Below are 24,107 nucleotides of genomic sequence, written 5' to 3'. Positions count from 1 at the left end.
CTCACTCCCCCCGCAACGCCGCGGCCGGCTGGATGGCGAGGGCGCGGCGCAGCGGCACGATGACCGCGCTCCAGCACAGGAGCAGAGAGACGGCCAGGACGAGGGGGATGACGACGGCCCGCGGCTCGATGGCCGCCCCGAAGAGACGGTATCCCACCAGCCGGGCGGCGCCCGCTCCGAGCGCCAGGCCCGCGGCGGACCCGAGAATCGCCAGAAGGCTGACCTCCGCCAGGAACATCGTCAGGATCTCTCCATCTCCCGCGCCGAGCGAGCGCATCAGCCCGATTTCCTCCTGGCGCTCCAGGACGATGGACAGGAGCGTCGTCATCACCGACAGGCCGCAAAGAACCAGGACGACGACGGTGAGGAAGAGCATCAGCGTGTCGAGCGTCCCGAGCAAGGCCCCCTGCGGCGCGGCGACCTGCCAGAGCGGCCGGGCGGAGACGCCGGGAATCGCGTCCTGGATCCGGGTCGCCGCGCGGGCGACCGAAGCCGCCCCGCCATCCACCGAAAGGACCGCGACCGAGACGCGTCCCGGGAGCCCGAGCCGCTCCTGGAGCAGCGGCAGGGGGACGAGGATCTCGTCGTCTTCCGATTCGCCCGTGGAGAGGATTCCCGCGACCCGCAGGTGCTCACGCGCCGCGCCGATCGTGACGATCGCGTCGTCGCCCGCGTGGAGCGCGAGGACCTGCGCGAGCGACGAGCCGACCAGGCAGGCGTCCTCGGAGGATCGAGGCCAGGATCCCTCGAGCCGCCACGACGGATTCAAGCGGGCGAGGGTCTCGAAGTCGACGCCCGCCACCCCCGTCTCGGCCGCGGCAGCCCGCGCCGATCCGGCTGCCATGCCGCCCGAGAGCAGGATAGGGGAGACGATCACGTCCGGCACTTGCGAGGCAAGAAGGGCCGGTATGCGCCGGGCCTTCCCCTCGTCCAGAGTGCGGGAGTCGGAGCCGGGCGAAGCCGTCACCAGGAGATTCGGGCCGTAGCGCCGCAGCTCGCGCGACATCTTCTCACGGAGATCGGCCTTGAGGTCGAGCATCGTGGCGCTCACCGTCGCCCCCACGGTCACGGCGAGCAGCGCCAGGAGGAACGAGGAGCTTCTCAGACGCAGCGAGCGCAGGAGCAGCCGCGACGACATCGCCACGTGGCCGGGCCTTCCGAAGCGCCACCGGCGAGTGCCGCGTCTCGGGAATCCCGTCACCTGCGCCCCTCGATCCATCCCGCCTCGCTGTGTCGCGCCCCGCTTGCGTACCGCCACGGCTGGGCGGCCCCTCGTCGCGCCTTGCGATCCGGGCGCCTCGAAGGCCTCGACGTCGACGTCACTTCAAGGACGCAACAGGTGTTAAAGGCCACGGAGCAGCTCGAAGGGGCGAAGTCGCATGATCCGGCGGGCCGGCAGGACGCAGCCGGAGAAGGTGATGACCAGGGCGGCCGCGATGGCGAGCGGGATGGAAAGGGGCCGGATGCCGACCGGAATCCCGAAGACCGAAAGCGACAGCCAACGCGCCAGGAGCGCCCCGCCGCCCGCGCCGATCAACCCGCCGACCAATCCCAGTAGGCCCGCTTCCGCCAGGAGAAGGCCGACCACCCTGGCGTTCCCGGCGCCCATCGCCTTCAGGAGCCCGAGCTCCGATCGCCGCTCCAACACGCTCGTCGTCAGCGCGCTCGTGACCGTGAGCGCGGCCCCCAGCGCCGCGAGCAGCGTGACCAGGATCATCAGCCCCGAGATCCGCTCCAGGATCCTCCCTTCCGACTCGGCCACCCGGCGAATCACCCGCGCGTCGGAGCCTGGAAGCGCGCGCTCGATCTCATAGGCGATCGACGACACGAACGGGGTGCAGGACCACTTCTCGAACTCGGCGGGAGGCAGGTCTTTCGGGTTCTTCCCCATTCTCTCGTAAACGGCGTTCTCGGGGGTGGTCAGGGCGCTGACCAGGATGCGGGAGACGCGGCCGGCGTCCCCCGTCATGCGCCACACTGCTTCCAGGGGGGCGAGCAGGGCTTCGTCCTCCTGGTCGCTGCCGGTGAGGATTCCTGCGATGCGGAATGTCGTCCGGCCGCTTTCCGTCTCCACGTCCAGCCGATCCCCCGGCCGCAGCGAGAGCGTCTCGGCGAGCCGCGATCCGGCCAGAGCCTGGGCAGGCGCGGCATTCCGGCCCTCGTCCGTCCCGTCGTCCGGCCAATCCCCCTGCACTCTCCAGTAGGGATTCAGGGTCCGGATCCCGGTGAGGAACTCCCCGCTGCCCTTCCGGTCCAGCGCGATCCGCCTCTCGAACCAGGTTCCCCGGATGGTGATCGCTCTGCCCGCCGCCCGGGCGCGGACGTCGAGAACCGGGGTGATGGCCAGGATGTTGTTCTTCCAGAAATTGTCCTTCGCCTTGAGCACCTGATCCGCCGCGAAATAGGACGGGACGCGCAGCGCGGAGACGTCCTCGCCGCCGATGCGGACCGGGCGGACCGTTTCTTTCGGCACCACGGAGAGATTGGCCCCGAACGCTTTCAGCTCCCGGCTCATCTTGTCTCCCACGTCCAGCGCCATGTTCCCCAGCGCCGCGGCGGCCGCGGTGCCGAGGGCCACCGAGAAGAGGATCACGGCCTTGCGGCGCTTCTGCCGGAAGAGGGAATCGCGAAGGATCTGAAGGAACAAGGAGATGTCCGCCTTCAGTAGGTGGGGGGGGCGGCCTCGGTTTTCTCCGCCGCCCGGAACGATGGGATTTCTTTGGCCAGCGCGTCGATCGGGATCACGATCGCGTCGTCTTCCTCGCGGTACGCGAGCGGCAGCGGGTTGCACCCTCCGCCCGCGCCGAGGGTGCCCACGTTGATGTCGGCGGCACACGCCAGGCAGACGAGCCGTCCGCGGATCTCCACGTAGCCGTACGCCCCGCAGACCTCGCAGGCGTCGAACGAGGCCACCAGCTTGGCTCCCGACTTCATCACGAAGAACCGGACGACCGTCCCCTCGAGGCGGACGCCGAAGCGGTGGAGATGGCCGTCGTCGAGCCCCGCCTTCGGCACGCGCACTTCGCCGCCCGAGCCGGCCGTCAGCAGCGCCGGAGGATCGATGCCGCGCGGCAGCCGCGAGAAGGCGTACGAGACGGCGAGCGAGGCGATCACCAGCGTCCCGGCGGTCGCCAGCAGGCGCCGCCAGAGGGTCTCCCGGCGGATCCGGGCCAGGGCGAGCCGGCGCTCGGGCCCCTCAAGGGAGCCGGCGCTCTGGGCCCGCGCCCGGTCGCCGCGCCCCGGAACCAGAAGAATGATCAAGGGAAGGGCCAGCAAGGACACCGTGACCAGGACCTCGTTCTTCACGATCGGCCCGATCAGGCGCATCTCCCGTTCGCCGACCGGAATCGTCCCCTTCTCCCCCAGCTCGTGCAGGCCGCCGATGAGGAGCTGCGCGGCCAGGAGGGCCAGGACGATCTCGGTCACCTTGAAGAAACGCCCGAGATCGACGCGCACCGTTCCCCGGACGAAGGCGATTCCGAAGAGCGTCGCCAGAGAGAGCCCGACCGCGGCGCCGAAGAAGGAAAGCAGCGCGTCGCTCGTGAGATTGGCGGCTCCGAGAAAGAGGATCGTCTCCACTCCCTCCCTCAGGACCAACAGGAACGTGAGGAGGAACAGCCCCGCGGCGACCGCGCCGCCGCTGCGGTGGGAGATCCTATCCACCCTCGTCTCGATCTCCTTCTTGAGCCCCTTGGCGGTCTTCCACATCCAGATGACCATCGTGATCACGAAGAACGATCCGGCGATCATCAGGTAGCCTTCGTAGGCCTCCTCGGAGACTTTCAGGGCGGAAAAGAGGGCGGCGCAGACGACGCTCGCGATCAGCCCCGTCGTCAGGCCGAGAAAGACCGATCGGCCGAGCGATTCCCGCCCCGACTTGCGCAAGGAGCCGAGGATGATGCCCACCACCAGAGCGGCCTCGATCCCCTCGCGCAGCGTGATGACCAGCGACTCGAACATGGCGCTCCCGCCTCAGCCCTGCGTCTCGGGCGGGCGCGACCGGTCGCCGCGCGCGCAATCGCGGCAATGGCCCCGGAGCTGGTGCGTGCGCTCCAGGAGCCTGAATTTCTTGCGCCGGCAGACCTCGTCCTGGATGCGCTCGATCTTGCGGCTCTGAAACTCGATGATCTTGCCGCAGGCGACACAGAACATGTGGTCGTGATGCGAGCGGCCCAGCATCGGCTCGTACCGCGCCTGCCCGCGGTTCATGGGGATCCGGTGGACGAGCCCCGCCTCGACGAGGCGGGCCAGCGTGCGGTAGAGCGTCGCCGGGGCGACGAGCCTTCCCTTGCTCCGGAAATGCGCCAGCATGTCGTCGGCCGTGAAGTGGCCCGGCATGGAGAGGACTTCCTCGAGGATCGCGCGGCGGGCGCGGGTCATCTTCAGATCGTGCAGGGCGAGGTAGCGCGCGAAGCGGCCCGCGGCGTCCATGAGGACCTCCTTATGAATTGCGAATCATTCTCAAATTATGGGCGGGCGGCGGGAAGTCTGTCAAACGCCGGCTCAGGGGCCGAGCCGGCCGGGATCCCGGAGCGTCTTCTCCCGGCGCAGGAGGGTGAGATTGCGCACGTAGATCGCCAGTCCCAGGGCCTGGCCGAGGATGAAGACCTGATCCTTCCGCAGCACGGCATAGAGGAGCATCAGGATCCCGCCGGCGACGCTGAAGAGCCAGAAAGCCGCCGGGACGACGCTTCGCCCCGAGCGCTCCGACACCACCCACTGCAGGGCGAACCGCCCGCCGAACAACGCCTGCGCGGTGTAACCGAGGACCAGCATCAGCGGCTCGCTCATCGCTCCTCCTTCAACGCCCTCCACCGGGGATCGTCATCCCGAACGCCGCCCGATTATCGCGGTGGGCAGGTTTCTTGACAAGGGAACGACCAGGTTTCTAGAATGCCTTCGACATCATTCACGGAACCGCTGAGGCGAGCTACAACATCATGTCCCGATTTTTCGCACGCCTCCTGTTCGCTGCGGGAATCCTGCTTCTCGCTTCAGTCTCCGCAGCTCCCGCGACGCGCAAGCCCATGCGGGGGCGGGAGGAGATCGCGGTGATCACGACCCCCCTGGGCACGATCGCCCTCCGCTTCTTTCCCGAGGAGGCCCCCTCCCACGTCTCCTACGTCAAGGAGCTGATCCGAAAGCACTTCTACGACGGGACGACGTTCCACCGGGTGATTCCTCACTTCGTGATCCAGGGGGGGGATCCGAACTCCAAGGACGCGGACCGGAGCAACGACGGGGACGGCGAGGGCGACCACCGGCTCCAGGCGGAATTCAGCACCCACCTCCATTACAAGCCCGGGACGGTCGGGATGGCCCGGGACGACGATCCAAATTCCGGGTCGTGCCAGTTCTTCATCGCGATCGAGAACCTGCCCCGCCTCGACGGGAGGTACACGATTTTCGGCGAGGTCACCGAAGGCCTCGACGTCGCCCGGAGAATCGCCGACCTGCCGCGGGACTTGAAGGACAACCCCCTCCACAAGGTCCCGATCCGCGTCCTGCTGAAACAGATGCGCATCACGAAGCCGATCTACTCCTACGCGTTCATGCAGGAGCCGAGCGGGGAAGTCCTCTCCGGGCCGGACAAGCCGAAGGCATGGGATCCGGGGAGCACGCGCTGGACGGCGCCGGCGCTCGTCCGAGGCGCGAGAAAGCCGCTGGGCACCGAAGCGTGGCCCCGGACTCCTCTTGACATCTCGTTAGGCGAGGACGGCTCCGTCCTGGACGTCCGGTTCGCGGACCTGCAAGTGAAACACGCCCCAGAGATTGCCGCGGCCGTGAAGAAGTGGAGGTTCACCCCGGCCCAGCGCGACGGCAAGGCCATCAAAGCGCGCTTCGCAATCGGCAGCCGCGGCGGACCTCCGGAGCCCACCTCGGCCCCGGGAACGCCCAGGCAGATCACCGAGGAGATCACGCCTCCCGCGGCGGCCATCCCGATCCCGCTGCCGCCCGGCACGAAGCCGCCCGAGATCGAGCCGCTCCTGCGCCTGTCGATCGACGAGAACGGCCTGGTGACCGACGTGAGCCTCGAAGTCTCGACCGGAAGTCCTCTCGCCGACCAGGCGGCCCTGGACGCGGCCCGGAGGATGGTCTTCGCCCCCGCCGTCATGGGCAAGGCCCCCGTCAGCGTCTACGTCAACCTCCCGGGCCGGTTCGTCGAAGCATCCTTGCCTTAGAGGCAGCCGCCGTCCGCCGACCGTCCGCATCGCGGCCGGCAAAGTCGTCGGCCCGTCCGAGCGTCCGCGGCCGGTGCCGCCCCGTCCCAGGCCGGCTGCCGCGCCAGACTCGCAAAGCAATCGCCTTGGTGAGGTTTTCATGTCCGTGCGGGGGCCCGCGTCGCGACCGAGGCGGCGGATCTCGGCGCCGGGGCTTGAGCTCGGCACTCTGGGCGGCAGGCGAGAGCCATGAGCGTTCGCCGCATCGGCACGTGGAAGGATTCTCTTCGCCGCGGGCGCGATGCCGCCATCGCCTGCCTGCTGCCCGGAGGGCTACCCATCGCCCCGATTCTGGCGCTGGTGGACGGCTACCTCTTCCCTCACGAGGGAGTCTTCCTCTACTGGCTGGCGCGCTCGGGACCCGGTTCGGGGTGTGTCGTCGAAATCGGCTCCTTCCGCGGACGATCGACCTTGTGCATGGCGGCCGGCGCCAGCGCCGGCCGCAAGACCCGCGTGTTCGCGGTGGATCCGCACGTCTACCAGACGGCCCAGGAGCTGGGCGAGAACCTCCGCCACTTCGGCCTGGAGGCCTTCGTGGATGCCGTGGTCCTGCCCTCCGTCGAAGTCGCCCGGCAGTGGAGCGAGCCGGTGCGGCTCCTGTTCGTCGATGGCAACCATGGGAAGGAGAGCGTGGAAGCCGACGTGAAGACCTGGCTGCCGCACCTCCAGCCCGGAGGCTTTCTGCTGCTGCATGACTCGACGAGCCTCAGCGGTTTTCCGGGACCGATCGAGGTGGCGAAAACGACACTGCGACCCGGACCGATCTTCGACGCCGTGGGCGAGCTGGGGAGCATCACATGGGGCCGGCGCTCCGGCGCGACCGCTCCGTGGTTGCCTCCGGCCTACGGGAAGGCGTTCCTCGACGCGACCCTTCGCGCCCTCCAAAGTCTGCGGGGAGCGGGAAGCAATCCGGGGAGGGCGTCTTGATCGTCGCCCTGGCTTCGCCGCGCGTCGCCCGGAGCCTCGACGAGGGGCTCGAGAAGATCAAACGCCTCTTGTCGGAGGCCTCGGTGCAAGGCGCGGAAATCGCCTGTTTTCCCGAAGCCTATCTTCCCGGCTTGCGCGGGCAGGACTTCGAAGTGTTCCCCTTCGATCGGGCGCAGCAGGAGCGGGCTCTCCGGAGCGTGGCGCAGTGGGCGCGAGAGTTTTCGGTGGCCGCCATCCTCGGGATGGAGAGGCTCACGGACGGGGGACGGCAGATCGCCGCCTTCGTCATCGACGCCCGCGGGGAGGTTCAGGGATTCCAGACGAAGAACCAGCTCGACCCTTCCGAAGAGGCGTTCTACGTCCCCGGCCGTACGCGCCGCCTCTTCGAGGTCAACGGCGTCAAGCTCGGCGTGGCCATCTGCCATGAAGGCTGGCGCTACCCCGAGACGGTGCGATGGGCCGCCGTCCGCGGCGCCGCGATCGTCTTTCATCCTCAGCACACCGGGAGCGAGCGCGCCGGCATCCGCCTCACCGAGTGGGGCTCGGCCCAGGCCCCCTATTACGAGAAGGCGATGAGCCTGCGCAGCCTTGAGAACACCGTCTATTTCGCCAGCGTCAACTACGCGCTGCGCTTCCCGGAATCGGCCACGAGTCTCATCGCCCCGTCGGGCCGGTGCCAGGCTTACCTGCCTTACGGGCAGGAGGGGGTCCTCGTTCAGGCCATCAAGCCCGAGGAAGCGACCGGCCTGCTGGCCCGCCGGTACGCGCCGGAGCGCTATCAGGAGGAAGGGGAGGGACGATGACGCCGGAGGAGGCGAAAACCAGGGCCGCCCCACCTACAACGCCGCGTAGCGAGGTGGACTCTTTCTATTGGAGGGACCATGCAGTACATGAAACTCGATCCGGATCAACGCGAGGAGTTCCTGATCTCACTGGCGAGCATGCCGGCCTATCTCGACGAGGTCTTCTCGCGTCTGAGCCCGGAGCAGACGCGGACCGTCGCCGCCGACGGCACTCTGTCGCCCGTCGAGCAGGTCTGGCATCTTGCGGACCTCGAGCGCGAAGGATTCGGAGAGCGGATTCGGCGCCTGTTGACCGAAAAGGAGCCCTACCTGCCTGATTTCGACGGCGCCAAGCTGGCGGCCGAGCGCGACTACCGCCGGTTGACGCTCGAGGACGGCCTGGCGGCTTTCGCGGAGGCGCGCCGGCGAAACCTCGCGGCGCTGCGGTCGATCGACGGGCAGGCCTGGTTCCTGAGCGGCACGCAGGATGGTGTCGGGAAGGTGTCGCTCTGCGACATCCCCGGGTTCATGTCCCAGCACGACGGATCCCACAAAGCCGAGATCGAAGCGTGGATGAAATCGGCGGGGCAATGACCTCCGCTTCTTAGGCATTTCAAGGGATAAGACATGGAACAGGGGAAGATCGTCGCATCCTTGCTCCTCGTTGCCGGTGCCCTCTCCCTTTCCCGAGTCTCGTCGGGAAGCCCGATCACCGAAAGTGGAGAGGTTCGGCAGCCACGGAACATTTACGAGTTGGTTTATTCATTCGATCACACGTTCAAGAAGATTCTCCAGGGCGACGACTTGAGGCTCTATCAAACCCGGAGCTTTCGGCAGATCGAACGAGCCAATCCTGAGCTCTACACGAGGATTAGTCAGGACGTGAAGCGATGGACCGATGAGTGGATTCAATACGCCAGAAGCTCGGGCGTCCCCATCCCCGAAAGCCGTCTGAACAACGCGAAGCTCACCGCGGAAAAGGTTGATGCCACCCTCAGGAGCTATTTCGAGGAAAAGCATTGGTCGTACCGGCCCATGCGCGTCGAGTTCCTTCCGCCCCGATTGTTCATCGACGAGCGGAACCGTCAGATGATCACGTACGGCATGTTCATTCCCTACTACCCGGACGCCTTCTTCGCCACGATCGATTGGCCGATCCCGATGGAGCTGCTCCTGGTGCATGAAAGTCTCCACTTCAACGCGGCCGATTCCTTCGGGCACGCGATGGCGGAAGGGATCACCGAAACCGCTGCCCGGTATCTGGTTCGGAAGTACGATCTCCTCACGAGCAGCGCGGTCGGCCGGTCGAAGGCCTATCCGACCGAGAGAAAAGCCGTGGAGTTCGTAATCGAAAGAATCATGGAGTGAACTTTTCGGAATCGCGAAGAGGCTCTCGAGCTGTTCCTCGCAGCCTACTTGACGGGCCGCGAGGAAGAGATGGCGAGAATCTTCGGAGCGCAGCCCTGGCAGCGTCTGCTTCTCCTGTCGGGCTCGTCCGAAGACTGGCAAGCTCACAAGGTCGCCCGAGTCTTGGAGGAGTAGGACCCAGGAGGACAGCGATGGATCCCCCGGAGTCCTCCCCCCTGCATGTTCGTTCGACCTCGGGGCGTCTCGAGGGGGGGGGCTCGCTCAGGGCTTGCGGCGGCGGCGGAGGAGCATCGCGGCGAGCAGGAAGCCTCCGCCCACGATCAGGAGCGCGCTGCTGATCTCCGGGGAGGCGGCGGCGTTCGCGGGGCGGAGGAACCATAGGCCGGTTCCCATCAGGACCGTCACGATCCCGATGCTGCCGAGACGCTGGGACCAGACGCGCCGCATGTGGCGGCGGTGCTCCCCTTCCAGGAAGCCGGGAGTCATCAGAAGCTCGCGGTGGTATCGATAGGTCTCGCCCAGCTTGCCGAGAAGATGGGGGTGGCGGGCGCGATCGAGGCCCTTGCGCCACTGATCGAGCGCCGTCATCTCGAGTCCTTCGCGCTGCACGTAGAGACAGCCCAGCAGGAAGTGAGCGAGCCCGGAGGTCTGATCCTGCTCCGCGGCCTGCAACAGCCTCTCCGCCGCCTTCTTCTCCTCTCCTTCCGCGTGGTGCACTTCCGCCATCTCGACGAGGTCGAGGGGAGCCTGCCGGCTCTTCAGGAGACGCTCCAACGCCGGTTTCGCCTTCTCGAGGTTCCCCAGGCGCTTCATGATGACGAAATACTGATCGAGGACCTGGAGGTCCTCCTCCTGCTTCGCCAGCGCCAGATCCATCAGGCGTTCCGCCCGGGAGAAGTTGCCCCACAGCAGGCAGGTGCGGGCCGTTTCGGCGATGAATTCAGAGGGACACGACGGATCGAAGACAACGGTCCGGAGCATCCGTCCCAGTGCCTGCCGGGGAGGGATCCGCCCTTCCCAGTCGCGGGACGGAAGATGGATGAAATAGGGATGGACGCAACGCCTCAGGATGGTGAGGACCGGCGCGAGGGAGGGGTGCCCGAAGGGGATCCGGACCACTCTCCCGGGAGAACCGGCGATGAGCCAGCCGCGTGGGACCGAGCGGCGGAAGGGGGACTGGAACCGGCAGATCCTCAGCTCCACCGCGTCGACCGAGGACCAGGTAAGGCGGAAAGTTCGCCCGGCCCGGAGGGCGCGCGATCGGAAGAACTTCCCGAGGAGAAGCGCGGCGAGGGAGTTTGCGCCGATCCCCTCCGCGCCGATCTCGACCAGCTGGATCCCGTCGAGGGCCACGAGCGTCGCGAGGAGCGCCAGCGGAAGCAGCCCGGCCAGCCGGCCCCAATGGGCTGCGGCGCCCGCCGGGGAGAGACCCTCCGCGAGAAGCAGGCCGACCAGGAGCGCCAGCGAAAGCATGCCGCCGAGAAGCGTGGAGGACGAGATGAGCCGAAACGAGACCTTGGCCGGCGCGGCGGCGCTCATGGCCCGATCCGGCGCATCAACAGGAGCGTGATGTCGTCGTAACGCGGGGCCAATCCGCAGAATCCCAGGATGCTTCCCTCGAGCTTCGCCAACCCGGCCTCGCTGCCGGTGAGAGTCACCTGTTTCAGGCAGGAGATGAGCCGGTCCTCGCCGAATTCCTCCTCGGCGGGATTCTGGCTCTCGGTGGCTCCATCGCTGTAGAGAAGCAAGGTGTCCCCCACGTCCATCCGCGTCTCGTGGGCCGGGTAGGGGACTCCGGGCACGACGCCCAGGACGGGGCCGCTGCCGTGAAAGCGATCCACCTCCCCTGAGGCCCGCACCATGAAGGGAGGGTTGTGCCCCGCGTTCACGTACCTCAGGATCCCCTCCTCCGGCTCGAGCTCGACGACGCAGAAGGAGATGAACTGGTTGACCGAGAGCGTCCGTGAGAGATTGTCGTTGAGGCGGCCCACCAGCTGGGACAGCGGGCGATCCGCCTCGGCGAGCCCGCGCAGCATCGCCTGGAAGTGGGACATGATCATCGCCGCGGGAAGGCCCTTCCCGGCCACGTCGCCGATCGCCACCCACAGCAGGCTGCCGGCGCGCGGCAGGAAGTCGAAAGTGTCGCCCCCCACCGTGCGGCAGGGGAGGTTGGTCCCCGCGATATCGAACCCCTTCACGGGCGGGCAGGCGCGCGGCATCAGGTTGCGCTGGATCGCCGCGGCCAGCTCCAGGTCGCGCTCCAGCGCCCGGACCTGCAAGGTCCTCTCGAAGAGCCGGTTGTTCTCGATCTTCACAGCCGCCACGTTGGCGAGGTTCGACAAGATGCGCAGGTCGGCCGCCGTGAAGGAGTTGCTGCGGATCCGGCTGTCGACATAGACGAGGCCCATCACTTCCCGGCTGTTCCAGAGCGGCACGCACATCGCGGAGCGGATCCCCTGCGCCATGATGCTCTCGCCCTGCTCGAAGCGCGGATCGTGCATGGCGTCCGAGGTCAGGACCGACTGTTTCCCGTGCACCACCATGTCGGCGATGTGGCGGCTCAGGGCGATTTCGCCGCCGGCGCTGCGCTTCTCGTCCCGGATCACCTTCGGCTCCAGGGCCCCGGTAGTGGGATTCAGCAGCATCAGGAAGCCGCGCTCCGGTCGGACCGCTTCGAACATCAGATCCATGATCGACCCCAGAAGCTCGTCGAGCGGCGCCAGCGCAATCAGCTGGTCGCCCGCCTTCTGGAGGATCTCGAGGGGCCGGGACGCCGAGCGATCGCCCGGTGAGGTCGTGCTTCCGAGCGTGGAGGGATCGGAGAGGAGCTGCTCGACGGGGACGACGGTGGTCCCCGCGACCGGAGTCGGATTGTCGGTGATCTCCACCCGGCTCTGGGGCTCCGAGTTGAACCAGACCGCCGCGGTCCCGAGGCCGATCTTGTCCCCCTTCCGGAGCAGCGTCGGGGAGATGACGGGCCGGTCGTTGAGGAACGTGCCGTTCTTGCTGCCGGCGTCCTTGATCAGGTAGTTCTCGCCGTCACGGTACAGCTCGGCGTGGACCCGCGACAGGGACAGGTCGGGGACGACCAGATCGCTCCGGGATGACCGCCCGATCACGATCTTGGGAAGGTTCAGCTCACGGCGGAAGGTCTTTCCATCGGCCGTCTTGACGACGACGAAATCCATGCGATGCATCTCCGGAGAGCGCCGGAACTTGTTGGGCAGTATAGGCGGCGCCCCGGGGAGGGTCAACCTGCGTTCCCGGGCGATTCCCCTTGAAAGTCCCCCCCCTCTCCAGTAAATTTACAGGGATCCGAGACAATTGAGGACGTGAACCGGGACGATCGGGAGGGGGTCTTGAGAAGTCCGTACCGCACCGTGCTTTGGATCGTGCCGCTCCTGCTCCTCGTCGGTTCGAGTCCTGCCGTGCAGGCCACGACCGTCCAGGCCCAGACCCTTCCCGAGCTCGTCCAGCGATCCACCACCATCGTCCATGGAACCGTCCAGGAGACCCACGTCGCCTGGGAGGGCGGCCGAGCGCGGCTTTACACTTACGTCACGGTGATGCCGCGGGAGGTCCTAAAGGGCCGCGCGGCGACCGGCGGCGCCATCACCTTCCGGCAGCTTGGCGGGCGTGACGGCGATCAAGTCATCTACGTTCCGGGCACTCCGCGATTCTCCGCCAAGCAGGAGATCCTGGTCTTCCTGACCGGGGAGGACTCGGGCGGCTACCCGCAAGTGATGGGCATCTTCCAGGGAGCCTTCCGCCCGACCCTCGGGCCGGGGGGGATCCGGCGCGTGGAAGGCCTCAGCCCGGCGACCGCGGGCTCTCTCGTTCCCGACAAGCCGGGAGCCGCCGGCCGGGCCGGGCCCGCGCTGGGGGGATCGTTCACCGATTTCATGGAGAGGGTCCGGAGTCTCGTCGAGCAGCAGCAGGGTCACGGGGCGCCTCGATGAGACCGTCCGGAGCCGCGGTGGGGCGCCGGCGCCCCGCACGGATAATCTTCTTCGGCGCCGCTCTGGTTCTCGCCACCGCCACGCTCGGACGGGGATTCACTCTAATCCGCGTTCTGAATCTGGTCGCTCCCCCCGCGCATTGGCCCGTGGGCTCCCTGCCGCTGCCGATGCTCATCAGCTCCGCCGGCTCGGACAACGTCCCCAATCCCAACACCAGCGACAACGACGCCATCATCGCCGGGCAAAAGGCCTGGAATCAGATCAGCACCGACTACTTCGTCTTCGCCACCCCGACGATTGGCACGGGAACCGCCTTCAACCAGAGCGACGGCAAGAATTCGATCTTTTTCGACGAGACGGGGGCCGTCTTCGGGGCGGGAAGCTCTGCCATCGCCGCCACGTTCCTGAACATCGACGGTCCGACGGGGATCATCAGCGACGCCGATCTGATCTTCAATGGCACCTTGCCGTTCTCCACCGCCACCCCGACTCCCGCGGGATCCTTCGACATCCAGGGGATCGCGACCCATGAGCTGGGGCACGTCACCGGCTTGGATCATGCCGGGATCGTCTCGGCGGTCATGTTCCCCGTCGGCGCCGACGGCGAGCAGTTCCAGCGCAGTCTCGCGCCGGACGATCGGCTGGGCGATTCGTTCGTCTATCCGGAGACGGCCGCCGGAGCGGGAATCGCCGGACTGCAGGCGGGAGACGGAGATCTGAGCCTGGTCACCGGAAGCATCACCGGGGCGGTCCGGACTTCCGGGGGCCTCGCCGTGCCCGGCGCGCACGTGGTGGCCCTCGATCCGACCGGCGCCGCCGTCGTCAGCGACGTCTCCGGGCTGGACGGCTCCTACACGCTTCCCGTCCTGGCGCCGGGAAGCTACAACGTCTATGCCGAGCCCCTGGACGGCGTTACGGTCGAGCAGGACCTGAGCCAGAGCGACTCGATGAACGCCTTCACGGCGTTCGTGACGACGTTCGTCGGCGGCAATGCGTCGCCGTCACTCATTCCCGTAGTGGCGGGAGCGAACTCGCCGGGCAACGACGTCAACTTGGGGAATCTCTACGGGGCCGAGACCGAGGCGAACAACACTTCGGGCGCGGCGAACCCGGTGGCCCTGGAGGCGCTCACCTCGGGGATCAGCAATCCGGCGGGCGATCTCGACTTCTTCAGCTTCCCGGGCGTGACGGGCGACATCATCAGCATCGACTGCGACGGCAGTGGCGACGGCTTCCCGCTCGATCCGGTCATCACGCTGATTTCCACCGACGGGACGACGACCATCGTGCAGAACGACGACTTCCTCGGGAAACAGCCCGATTCGCGCATCGTCCGGCGCCTGGCGGCGACCGGCACTTTCTTCGTCCGGGTCGAGGATTTCAGCAATCTCGCAGGTGGGGACCCGCCGATCGGCGGTCCCGGCTTCTTCTACACCCTGCACGTCAACAAGGCGATCCCGGAGGTCGACATCGTCGGCACCAACGACAACAACAGCATCGCCGCGGCCGATGCGGCCGCGATCGGCCAGCATCGGGGCGGCATCATCATCACCTCGGGGGACGTCGATTTTTATAGCTTCAGCGCCGGCTTCGGGGATCGGATCATCGCGGAGGTCTCGGCCAACCGCGCCGGATCGACCTTGAACCCGACGCTGACCCTGTTCCGCTCCGACGGCGTGCAGCTGGCGGTGAACACCGACATCGGCGGCTCTCCGACCAATCTTGACAGCCTGATCGATTTCACCTTCGCCGGCATGGCAGTGGGGCCGCTTCCGGCGACCTTTTATCTTAGAGTCTCGGCAGCCTCGGGAGCCGGCGCCAGCGCTTTCTACGACCTGCACATCGGCACCGATTCGATGAACGCGATCTACAGCGGCACAGCCGCCCTCGGGCAGGGCTTCGACGATCCCCTCTGGACGGCCGACATCTTTCCGAAGTTCTTCACTCAGGGCACCACTTTCGATCTCCTCGTGGGAGGGCCCGGCATTCCGAACGATCCGACGCTTTCGATGAACGTGTCGGGCGCGGGCGTGACGCTCGTGAATTCCCCCGGCTCCGATTTCGCGACGACCGTGGACGGGATCGATCTCTTCGCCATGTCCACCGCGATCAACGCGTCGGCGGCGCCCGGCCCCCGGAGCATCTTCATCCAGACCTCCACCCGGAAGGCCGCGCTCAGCGGGGCCTTCGTCATCGTCCCCACGGCGGCGCCCCCCGAGCAAGCGCCCGGCTCGTCGCTGGCTTGGGCCGGCCCCCAATTGATATGGTCCGCCGATCCGGCCTCCTCCACCTACAACCTGTATCGTGGCGGTCTGCCCCTCACCGATTCCAACCTCGACGGGCTGGCGGACAGCTACGGCTCACCGCTCGCCTGCGGCCTGACCGCGCCCCTGGCGGCGGATCCGGCCGTTCCAGCCCTAGGTTCGGGGTTCTACTACCTCGTCACGGGACGTAATGCGGTCGGCGAAGGGAGCCTCGGGTTCGCCCGCACCGCCGCCGGCGGCTCGACGGAGCGCCCCAAGTCCTCCCTCACCGCCACCTGCCCTTAGTAGTGTCGCGTCCCAGAAATCCCGTTACATCCGGACGCCGATGCATCCCCGAGGAATCTCCTGGGAGTCCGAGAAGAGCCTTGCTCAGGATGCTTGGAGTCGCGGGAAGGCCTGTTCGAAGTTCCGGGTGGTGAGGTCGCCCATCGTTTGCGGGCTCATGGCGTGGAGCTCGGCGAGCTTCGTCACCACTTCGAGGACGCGGGCGGGCTCGTTTCTCTTGCCGCGGTGGGGGTGGGGGGAGAGGAAGGGTGCATCGGTCTCGGTGAGGAGCCGCTCGGGCGGGACGCTGCGGGCGACTTCGCGCAGCTCCTCGGCGTTCTTGAAGGTGAGGCTTCCGGAGAACGAGATGCGGAAACCGTGATCGACGGCGAAGCGGGCCATCTCGGCGTTGCCTGAGAAACAGTGGAAGACCCCTCCGACTTCTTCCGCCTTTTCGACGTCAAGGATGCGCAGCGTGTCGTCGTGTGCCTCGCGCGTGTGGATCACGATCGGCAGGCGCAGGCGACGCGCGAGGCGGATCTGCTCGGCGAACACCTCGCGCTGCCGGTCGCGCGGGGAATGATCGTAATGGTAGTCGAGGCCGATCTCGCCGATGGCGAGCAGGCGCGGGTGGCGGGCGAGCGACTCCAGACGGGCCGCGGAGTCGGGCTCCCAGAGCTTGGCGTCGTGCGGGTGCAGTCCCGCAGTCCAGTAGAGGAAGTCGTGGCGCTCGGAGAGATCGCGCGCCGCCTCGGCGTCGCGGGCCAGCGAGCCGATGGTGCAGACGTAGCGCAGCGCCTCGCGGGCGCGGGCGATCACGGCGTCGCGATCGGCGTCGAACGCATCGAGAGTCAGGTGGGTGTGGGAATCGGTGAAGGCCATTCCGGCTTCAGCGGACCGTCGCCCCCGTCGTGACCGGCTCGTCGAAGGTGACGATCGTGGCCTGTCCGGAGGCGTCCTCCGCGGCGAGGAGCATCCCTCGCGACTCCACGCCCCGGATGGTGGCGGGCTTGAGATTGGCCACCAGGACGATCTGCTTCCCGACGAGGCTCTCCGGGGCGTATTTGTCGGCGATGCCGGAGATGATCTGGCGGACTTCGCTTCCGAGGTCGACCTGCAGGCGGAGGAGCTTCTTCGCCCCCTCCACCTTCTCCGCGGCGATCACCCGGCCGACCTTCAGGTGGATCTTGCGGAATTCTTCAATGGTCAGCCCGTCCTCGGGGGACGGCGGCTGCTGCGTCTCCATCTTCTTCTCCTTCCAAGGTGAGATACGCTCCGGGCGCCCGGGAGCCGGAGGTTCCTCGGCCGCCCGGGCCATGTAGGCCTTCTTGTCGATGCGGGGAAAAAGGGCGGCTCCGCGCGCCGTCGGCTGTCCGGGGCTCAAGGCTCCCCAGCGGAAGGGATCGATGGCTCCTCGGGCCGGGTCCTCCGCGATTCCCAGCTGCTTCCACAAATCACCCGCCGCTTTCGGCATCACGGGAGCGATCAGCAGTCCGACGATGCGCAACGACTCGGCGGAGGAGTAGAGGACTTCGGCGAGAGTGTCCCGCGCCGCCGGACCGTGCAGCTTCCAGGGCTCGTTCTCCACCAGGTAACGGTTGACTGCGGAGACCAGATCCCACACGCGCGCCAGGGCCCCGCTGAAATCGAAGTCGCGAAAGCGCGCCACGAACCCTTGGTGCGCGGCGCGCGCCGGGGACGTGAGGGGCGACTCCCGCCGCGTCCGTTCGCCGGGATCGGGGATCTTTCCCTCGCATGAGTTCTCGATGAGCTTGAGCGTCCGGCTCACCAGGTTCCCCAGATCGTTCGCCAGATCGGAATTGTTCCGGTCGATCAGCGCCTCGTCGGAGTAGCTGGCGTCCTGGCCGAACGCCATCTCCCGCATCAGGAAGTAACGGACGGCGTCCACCCCGAACTCGTCCAGCAGCGCGTTGGGCTCGATGACGTTGCCGCGCGACTTCGACATCTTGGCCGCGTCCCGGAGCCACCAGCCGTGGGCCACGATGCTCCTGGGAAGCGGGATGCCCGCGGCCATGAGGAAGGCGGGCCAGTAGACGGCGTGGAAGCGGAGGATGTCCTTGCCCACCAGGTGCACGTCGGCGGGCCAGAATCGCCGGTACAGCCCCTCGGAGCCGGCATACTCGAGGGCCGTCACGTAATTCGACAGCGCGTCGAACCAGACGTAGAAGATGTGCTTCGGATCGGAGGGGAAGGGGATGCCCCACCGGAAGGAGGTGCGGCTGATGCTCAGGTCCCTCAGCCCCGCTGAGACGAACGAGACGATCTCGTTGCGCCGCGTCTCGGGCAGGATGAATCCCGGGTTCTTCTCGTAATGCTCCAGGAGCGGCTTCTGATACTTCGAGAGCCGGAAGAAGTAGCTCTCCTCGGTGAGGCGCTCGACCGGGTGGCCCTGATCGGGGCAGCGCCCCTCGACGATTTGCGAATCGGGGTAGAAGGCCTCGCATCCCTTGCAGTACCATCCTTCGTACCGCCCCTTGTAGATGTCGCTTCCCGCGGCGGCGATCTTCTCGTAGATCTTCAGGACGCCGCGCTGGTGCCGCTCCTCGGTCGTGCGGATGAAATCGTCGTGGGTGATCATCAGGCGCTTCCAGAGCGCGTGGTAGCGCTCGACCACCTGATCGGCCAGCGCCAGGGCGGTCAGCCCCCGCGCCGAGGCGGAGTCCTCGATCTTCTGGCCGTGCTCGTCGGTCCCCGTGAGGAAGTAGACCTCCTCGCCGCCCATGCGGTGAAAGCGGGCCAGGACGTCGGCCACGACGGTGGTGTAGGCGTGGCCGATGTGCGGCGAATCGTTGACGTAGTAGATCGGGGTGGTGACGTAGAACTTGCTCATGATCGGTGGTAGGCCTCCGAGGCCAGCCGCTGCACCTCGCGGATCGGGACCCGCGACTTCAGCGCGGCCGTCCGGCAGTCCTCGTACTCCGGAGTGGCTTGCACGACCTTGCCGCGGAAGAGCGACACCTTCACGCCGATCGTCCCGTAAGGAGTCTTCACGCGGCGGATCTCGCGGCCCAGCTCGATCCGGTCCATCCTCTGGTACCGGAACCCGATCGTGGTGGTCTCGCGGAAGACCACCTCGCCGACCGGCTCGAACCGATCGTTCGGGACGATCACCGTCACGAGCGTCCCGGGCCGGTTCTTCTTCATCTGGATCGGCGTGAAGAAGACCTCCAGCGCCCCGGCGGCGAACAGCCGCTCCATCAGATAGCCGTAGATCTGAGGGTTCAGGTCGTCGATCGTCGTCTCGATCACCGTGACCTTCTCCAGCAGCGCCGCCGGCTCGTCCAACTCCCCGAGAAACCCGCGCAGCAGGTTGGGATGATCCTCGGGATCCCGGCTGCCGGCGCCGTGGCCCACGCGGGAAAGACGCAGGGGGGGCATCGGGCCGAACTCGTCGGCGAGCGTCGCCGCCAGCGCCGCTCCGGTCGGAGTGACCAGCTCGCCTAAGGCGCCGTTCCCGTAGACCGGCTTTCCTTTCAGGATCTCGACGGTGGCGGGGGCGGGGACCGGAAACACTCCATGCTCGCAGCGGATCGTGCCGGAGCCGGTCGGCAGCGGCGAGGCGATGACCCGATCGACCTTCAAGGCCTCCAGGCAGATGCAGGCCCCGACGATGTCGACGATCGCGTCCACGGCTCCCACTTCGTGAAGGTGCACTCTGGACGAAGGAACGCGATGGACGCGCGCTTCCGCCTCGACCAGGGTGTCGAAGACGCGCAGGGCCCGTGACTTGACCCGCTCGCCGAGACTGCTTCGCCGGAGCAGGCCGCGGATCTCGCGAATGCCGCGAGGATGCCGTCCGGCATGCCGGTGCCCCGCGGGCTTTCCCGCCGCATGGACGTGGAACCCTCCGCCGTGGTCGTGTCCGTGGGATCCGTCGTGCGGGTCGCCGTCAATCCGGACGAGGACGCGGGTTCCCCACAATTCACCCCGCTTCACCGGCCGGGAGGAGAGGGCGTACCCCTTCAGCGGCAGGCGGGAGAGCTCTCTCTTCAAATGGGCGAGAGGAACGCCGAGATCGACCGACATTCCCAGGAACATGTCGCCGCTGATTCCCGAAAAGCAGTCGAGATAGAGAACCCGCTTCGCGGCCCCGCCCAAGGGGTCGGGCTCGGCTCGCCGCTGCCTGGTCTTTTTCCCCGCCATCGGATCTCCGGGTTTCCTGAAGGACGCGGCCGGCCGGCGCCGCGTCGGAGGCGCATCGCGGATCGTACCGGAAATTCTTCGATTTCCAGACGTTAGGTGCGGAATGCTACCGGGGCGTCCCGGCAGTGTCAAGAGCCGGCGCGCCCTGTCCTCCGGAGAAGGAGAGGCTCAGCCCGATCCCGCCGGGAACGGGGCCGAGCGTCAGGCGCGACCGCGGCCCTGCGTCGCGGCTGCGGTCGTGCGAGTCGCAGAGAAGCTGCCCCACGGTGAATCCGGAGACGAGACCGAGGAAGACGTCCGGTGCGTAATGCTTGTCGTTGTTGATGCGCTGATATCCGGTCAGGAAGGCGCCGGCATAGAGAATCCCGGCCGCCGCCCGCTTCCAGAAGCGCATGCCGCCGCCGTCGTCCGGGTCGATCCGGAGGTATTGGTTTCGCAGGATGGGGACGACCGACGCGGCGAGCGCCGCGTCCCCCGAGACGCCGTGCCCGTTGCCGCGGAAGAAATGGACGTCGTTTCCCACCTCGGGCCTGTCGGTGGCCAGCACGAAGCGCCCGATCCCGGCCACGAGGCCCGTGAAGGCCATCGACTCCAGCAGGAGCACGGCAGTCTCTTTCTCGCGATCGTCCTGGGTCACGAAGGAGGAGGTGTAGGCGATCAGCGCGGCCGAGGGGGCGAACGCCCCTTTCCCCATGACGCGGGGCTTCTGAAGGAACCGGTCCCAGGACTCGCGGCGATGGTCTTGCGACCAGTCCCGGATCTCGCCGCGGCCGGCGTAGAGCGCGCCGAGGGTCGCGAGGGTGGCCGCGACCTTGGTCCAGCCGCTGCGATCGAGGTGGAAGGGCCGGGTCGCGAGATATCGGGCGTCGAGCCCGATCTGCGCGAAGCCGTGAGGATGGAGCGAGCCGGGGGATGGGCTGGGGCTGGGTCCGGGACTCGCGCCTGCCGACGATGCTCCGGAGGAATCCTCCGCGGCACGTGGCGTCGAGAGCCCCGGCGCGAGGAGGACGGTCGCGATCAGCGCGACGGACAGCACCCTGGAAGGCGGGGTGGCGGCTTTCATGGCTTCCGCGTCAGGTCTTGACGGGGTCGGCCACCTCGAAGGAGCCGAGGCGGCTCTCCTGCTCGGTCAGCTCCTCGCAGATCCGGTCGAGGGCCTCGTACCGGGGCAGCGCGGCGCGGCGGAACTCCTCGTAGGCCCGTCGCGAAGACCATCGATCGAGCGTGAGGTAGCGCCCTGGCTCGGCGGCGTCGGAGCCCAGCTCGGTGCCCAGATATCCCCCCGCCGACTCGAAAAGCTCCGTCCAGCCGCCGCCGGCGCCGTAGATCTTCTCGAACTCCCGCTCCCGTCCCTTCTTCACGCGGAATTCCCAGACGATCAGATACACGGGCCGCTCCACAGCGACGAGTCGGGTTCAGTGGAGCGTGGCGTCGGAATCGCCCTCGGCCGCCTCGGAGTCCTCGGCCACGCTCTTGAAGAACTCGGCCTGCTCGAACTCCCGGGCCGCCTCGGCGACCCGGCCCATCTTCAGATAGATGCGGCCCAGGTTGAGGTAGGGGAAATGGCGCGGCTCGTAGCGCGGCGCCTTCTTGGCCTTCTCCAGCCAGGGGATCGCCTCCTCCGGCTTGTCGAGGTGGACCAGGTAGGAGCCGATGTCGTTGTAGGGGTTTCCGAAGTCGGGATCGACCTCGATCGCCCTCTTGCACTCCTCGATCGCCTCATCGAAGCGTCCCAGGAAGGAATAGGTCCAGGCGAGAAAGGTGTGCGCCTCCGCCGTCGGGTGCTCGGCGATCGACGCCTTGTAGAGCTGGATCGCCGTCTGGAGGTCCCCCTCCATCTGCTTCTCGTAGGCGATTCGCAGGAAGTGCAGCGCGCGATCGACTCGCGTGGTCGCCGGGTCCATGTTCTCCCCCGCCTGTTTCATGTTCCTTCCAATCCCGCCGGTCGCCCTTTTATTCCCGTCCCGCCGGCCGCCGGCGCCTGGATGCCATCCGGCGGATCCCTTCAAGAAGAATCACCGCCACCCAGGGAACCGCCGAGGCCCCTCCGAGCGCCAATCCGAGCGGCGCCTCGGGCGCGGGCAGATCCCGCAAGTAGGCGACGAAGCCTCCCAACGCGCCGAGGACCGCGATCATCCGGAACGGGACGAGCGAGGGCATGGGATCGCGCCCGCGCCAGGCCGCCGCCGCCCGCCACGCCAGGACGGCGAGCCCTCCGAGGAGAACGACGAGACTGAGGAGGACCGAGCCGTTCCGGAGCGCATCGGTCCCCGGTTGAAGGAAGACCGCGACAAGCTCGGAGAGGTTGATGGAAGACTCAACGGATCAGGCCGCGGCGGCGGCGCGGCCGCCCCGTGACAGGATCCAGCCGAAAAGTCCCGAGAGCAGGCCCGCGCCGATCAGCCCGAGGCCGATCACCGTCCGCCGGCCCCCTTCCGCCACGCCGGTCGTCAAGGCCGCGGCGAGCTCCCCCAGGCTGGCGGTGTGCGGAATCGTCAACAGCCCGATCGCCGTCAGGAAAGAGCCGAAGGCCATCAGCGAAAGCCACGCGGGCGTTCGGGCGGGCCGCCCGCACCGCCGCCCCAGCTCGCTGCGGGCGTAGCCGTACGACAGGTAGACCGACAGGCCGAGCATCAGCCAGGCGACGAAGCGCCACCAGGAGGTCGGCGGAAGATAGTACATCAGGAAAAGACACGACGCGGCGCCCATCATGGGCAGCAGCCACGGTCCGAACGGCACCCGGAACGGGCGCGGCCGGAACGGGTCTTTGGCGCGCAGAATCGTGATCCCGACGCAGACGAGCACGAAGGCGAACAGCGTCCCGATGTTCGTCAGGTCGACCATTTCATCGATGCTCATGACGGCGGCGAAGCCGCCGACCAGGACGCCCGTCAGGATCGTCGTAACGTGCGGCGTCTTGAACCTCGGGTGCACCTTCGCGAAGACGGGCGGGAGCAGTCCGTCGCGGGCGATCGAGAAGAAGATCCGCGGCTGCCCGAGCTGAAAGACGAGCAGCACCGCCGTGTGGGCGATGACCGACCCGAAGGCGACGATGGCGCTCGCCCAGCGGGCGTTCGGCGCGACGTGGTTCAGGGCCATCGTCAGCGGCTCGGCCTGCTCCGTGGCGAGCCGGCGGGCCAGCTCGTGGTAGGGGATCAGCCCCGTGAAGACCGCCGCCACGACGACGTAGAGGATGGTGCAGATGATCAGCGAGGCGATGATGCCGATCGGCAGGTCGCGCGCCGGGTTCCGCGTCTCCTCGGCCACCGTGGAGACGGCGTCGAACCCGATGTAGGCGAAGAAGACCACCGCCGCCCCGGCGAGCGTGCCGCCCCATCCCGTGGGCTGGAACGGCCGCCAGTTGGCGGCCATGCCCGACGGAGAGACGAAATAGACGGCGATCGTGATGAAGAAGAGCAGGACGAGGATCTTGACTCCGACCATCACCGCGTTGAATTGCGACGACTCCTTGATGCCCCAGACGAGGACCATAGTGATCAACGCGACGATCCCGAGCGCCAGGAGGTTGAAGACGACCGGGACGCCGAACAGGTGGGGCGCGCTTTCGATGAGCCCCGGGATCTTCCGGGCGGTGCGAAAGTCGGTCGAGAGCCACTGAGGGATGTCGATCCCGAGGGCGTCATGGACGAAGGTGCGGAAGTAGTTGGCCCAGCTGATCGCCACGGCCACGTTCCCGATCGCGTACTCGAGAATCAGGTCCCAGCCGATGATCCAGGCGACCAGCTCGCCCATCGTCGCGTACGAATAGGTATAGGCCGATCCGGAGATTGGCACCATCGCCGCCATCTCCGCGTAGCACAGCGCGGTGAAGGCGCAGACCAGCGCCGTGATGGCGAAGGAGAGCATCAGGGAAGGGCCGGCGCCGGGCCGGAAGGCGTCACCGGCGGCGGCGGTGCCGATGGTGGCGAAGATCCCGGCGCCGATAATGGCGCCGATGCCGATCATCGTCACCTCGAAAGCGCCGAGGCTTCTCTTGAGGGAGCGCTTCTCGTCGCTCAGCGGCGCGAGGATCTCGTCCAGGTTCTTGGTGCGAAAGAGCCCTCGAAGCAACGGGTGGCCTCCGCCGGCGCGTCGAAAGGGCGCGGACCGGGGCGGAGTTTGGCATGAAACGCGGAAAAAGGACAAGCGAAAACTGGG

Annotated in this window: 22 protein-coding genes; 7 read left to right on the top strand and 15 right to left on the bottom strand. The window is 67.4% G+C overall.

Annotation, left to right across the window (positions count from 1 at the left end; all coding sequences use genetic code 11):
* Position 1: 1 nt before the first annotated feature.
* From VGR67_04685 to VGR67_04665, 5 genes are all read right to left on the bottom strand, one after another.
* Entirely contained in the window at positions 2-1,219 is a 1,218-nt protein-coding gene (locus VGR67_04685; GenBank protein ID HEV8335695.1) for an ABC transporter permease, read from the bottom strand.
* A 123-nt stretch (positions 1,220-1,342) separates the two neighbouring features.
* On the bottom strand, positions 1,343-2,647 hold the full coding sequence (locus VGR67_04680; protein HEV8335694.1) for an FtsX-like permease family protein: 1,305 nt from the start codon (positions 2,645-2,647) through the stop codon (positions 1,343-1,345).
* 14 nt (positions 2,648-2,661) lie between these two features.
* On the bottom strand, positions 2,662-3,960 hold the full coding sequence (locus VGR67_04675; protein HEV8335693.1) for a Fe-S-containing protein: 1,299 nt from the start codon (positions 3,958-3,960) through the stop codon (positions 2,662-2,664).
* Positions 3,961-3,972: 12 nt separating this feature from the next.
* Positions 3,973-4,431, bottom strand: coding sequence for a transcriptional repressor (locus tag VGR67_04670; GenBank protein ID HEV8335692.1), 459 nt, complete (start codon positions 4,429-4,431; stop codon positions 3,973-3,975).
* A gap of 72 nt (positions 4,432-4,503) precedes the next feature.
* Entirely contained in the window at positions 4,504-4,791 is a 288-nt protein-coding gene (locus tag VGR67_04665) for a lipid-A-disaccharide synthase N-terminal domain-containing protein (protein HEV8335691.1), read from the bottom strand.
* 149 nt (positions 4,792-4,940) lie between these two features.
* On the opposite strand from VGR67_04665, the gene VGR67_04660 reads away from it, so the two are divergent.
* The 5 genes from VGR67_04660 (at position 4,941) to VGR67_04640 (ending at position 9,298) form a co-directional block, all read left to right on the top strand.
* Entirely contained in the window at positions 4,941-6,182 is a 1,242-nt protein-coding gene (locus VGR67_04660) for a TonB family protein (GenBank protein ID HEV8335690.1), read from the top strand.
* Between the two features lie 228 nt (positions 6,183-6,410).
* Positions 6,411-7,148, top strand: coding sequence for a class I SAM-dependent methyltransferase (locus tag VGR67_04655; GenBank protein ID HEV8335689.1), 738 nt, complete (start codon positions 6,411-6,413; stop codon positions 7,146-7,148).
* A complete protein-coding gene (locus VGR67_04650) occupies positions 7,145-7,951 on the top strand; it encodes a carbon-nitrogen hydrolase family protein (GenBank protein HEV8335688.1) in 807 nt (268 codons plus the stop codon). The genes VGR67_04655 and VGR67_04650 overlap by 4 nt, the downstream gene beginning before the upstream one ends.
* Positions 7,952-8,029: 78 nt before the next feature.
* Positions 8,030-8,524 (top strand): DinB family protein, encoded by a 495-nt coding sequence (locus VGR67_04645; GenBank protein ID HEV8335687.1) that lies wholly within the window; start codon positions 8,030-8,032, stop codon positions 8,522-8,524.
* 33 nt (positions 8,525-8,557) lie between these two features.
* Positions 8,558-9,298, top strand: a complete 741-nt coding sequence (locus VGR67_04640) for a hypothetical protein (GenBank protein ID HEV8335686.1) — start codon at positions 8,558-8,560, stop codon at positions 9,296-9,298.
* A gap of 261 nt (positions 9,299-9,559) precedes the next feature.
* Here the strand turns inward: VGR67_04640 and VGR67_04635 are convergent, their stop codons facing one another.
* Positions 9,560-10,837, bottom strand: coding sequence for a hypothetical protein (locus tag VGR67_04635; GenBank protein HEV8335685.1), 1,278 nt, complete (start codon positions 10,835-10,837; stop codon positions 9,560-9,562).
* The gene (locus tag VGR67_04630; GenBank protein HEV8335684.1) at positions 10,834-12,486 is read right to left on the bottom strand and encodes a SpoIIE family protein phosphatase; all 1,653 of its coding nucleotides are present in this window, start codon (positions 12,484-12,486) and stop codon (positions 10,834-10,836) included. The genes VGR67_04635 and VGR67_04630 overlap by 4 nt, the downstream gene beginning before the upstream one ends.
* Positions 12,487-12,657: 171 nt before the next feature.
* Between VGR67_04630 and VGR67_04625 the strand changes: the two genes are divergently transcribed.
* Together VGR67_04625 and VGR67_04620 are read left to right on the top strand one after the other, a co-directional pair.
* Positions 12,658-13,257: a hypothetical protein gene (locus VGR67_04625; protein HEV8335683.1), complete on the top strand. Its 600-nt coding sequence runs from the start codon at positions 12,658-12,660 to the stop codon at positions 13,255-13,257.
* Positions 13,254-15,806 carry a carboxypeptidase regulatory-like domain-containing protein gene (locus tag VGR67_04620; protein HEV8335682.1) on the top strand — a complete coding sequence of 851 codons (2,553 nt, stop codon included), beginning with the start codon at positions 13,254-13,256 and terminating at the stop codon, positions 15,804-15,806. Before VGR67_04625 ends, VGR67_04620 begins: the two co-directional genes overlap by 4 nt.
* An 84-nt stretch (positions 15,807-15,890) precedes the next feature.
* Here the strand turns inward: VGR67_04620 and VGR67_04615 are convergent, their stop codons facing one another.
* The 8 genes from VGR67_04615 to VGR67_04580 all read right to left on the bottom strand — a co-directional run bounded on the left by VGR67_04615 (position 15,891) and on the right by VGR67_04580 (position 24,020).
* On the bottom strand, positions 15,891-16,667 hold the full coding sequence (locus VGR67_04615) for a TatD family hydrolase (GenBank protein HEV8335681.1): 777 nt from the start codon (positions 16,665-16,667) through the stop codon (positions 15,891-15,893).
* Between the two features lie 7 nt (positions 16,668-16,674).
* Complete coding sequence (gene metG, locus VGR67_04610) at positions 16,675-18,636, bottom strand: methionine--tRNA ligase (GenBank protein HEV8335680.1); 1,962 nt, start codon at positions 18,634-18,636, stop codon at positions 16,675-16,677.
* Positions 18,633-19,949: a nickel pincer cofactor biosynthesis protein LarC gene (gene larC, locus VGR67_04605; protein ID HEV8335679.1), complete on the bottom strand. Its 1,317-nt coding sequence runs from the start codon at positions 19,947-19,949 to the stop codon at positions 18,633-18,635. Before larC ends, metG begins: the two co-directional genes overlap by 4 nt.
* 106 nt (positions 19,950-20,055) lie before the next feature.
* On the bottom strand, positions 20,056-21,012 hold the full coding sequence (locus VGR67_04600) for a phosphatase PAP2 family protein (GenBank protein HEV8335678.1): 957 nt from the start codon (positions 21,010-21,012) through the stop codon (positions 20,056-20,058).
* A 10-nt stretch (positions 21,013-21,022) separates the two neighbouring features.
* Entirely contained in the window at positions 21,023-21,337 is a 315-nt protein-coding gene (locus tag VGR67_04595; GenBank protein ID HEV8335677.1) for an antibiotic biosynthesis monooxygenase, read from the bottom strand.
* Positions 21,338-21,364: 27 nt separating this feature from the next.
* Positions 21,365-21,874, bottom strand: coding sequence for a tetratricopeptide repeat protein (locus tag VGR67_04590; GenBank protein ID HEV8335676.1), 510 nt, complete (start codon positions 21,872-21,874; stop codon positions 21,365-21,367).
* A 28-nt stretch (positions 21,875-21,902) separates the two neighbouring features.
* Complete coding sequence (locus VGR67_04585) at positions 21,903-22,109, bottom strand: hypothetical protein (protein HEV8335675.1); 207 nt, start codon at positions 22,107-22,109, stop codon at positions 21,903-21,905.
* A 165-nt stretch (positions 22,110-22,274) separates the two neighbouring features.
* Positions 22,275-24,020, bottom strand: a complete 1,746-nt coding sequence (locus VGR67_04580; protein HEV8335674.1) for an amino acid permease — start codon at positions 24,018-24,020, stop codon at positions 22,275-22,277.
* Between the last annotated feature and the right edge of the window lie 87 nt (positions 24,021-24,107).

Source organism: Candidatus Polarisedimenticolia bacterium (assembly GCA_036004685.1).
Lineage (GTDB): Bacteria > Acidobacteriota > Polarisedimenticolia > Gp22-AA2 > AA152 > DASYRE01.
This window is presented reverse-complemented; position numbering and strand designations above follow the sequence as displayed.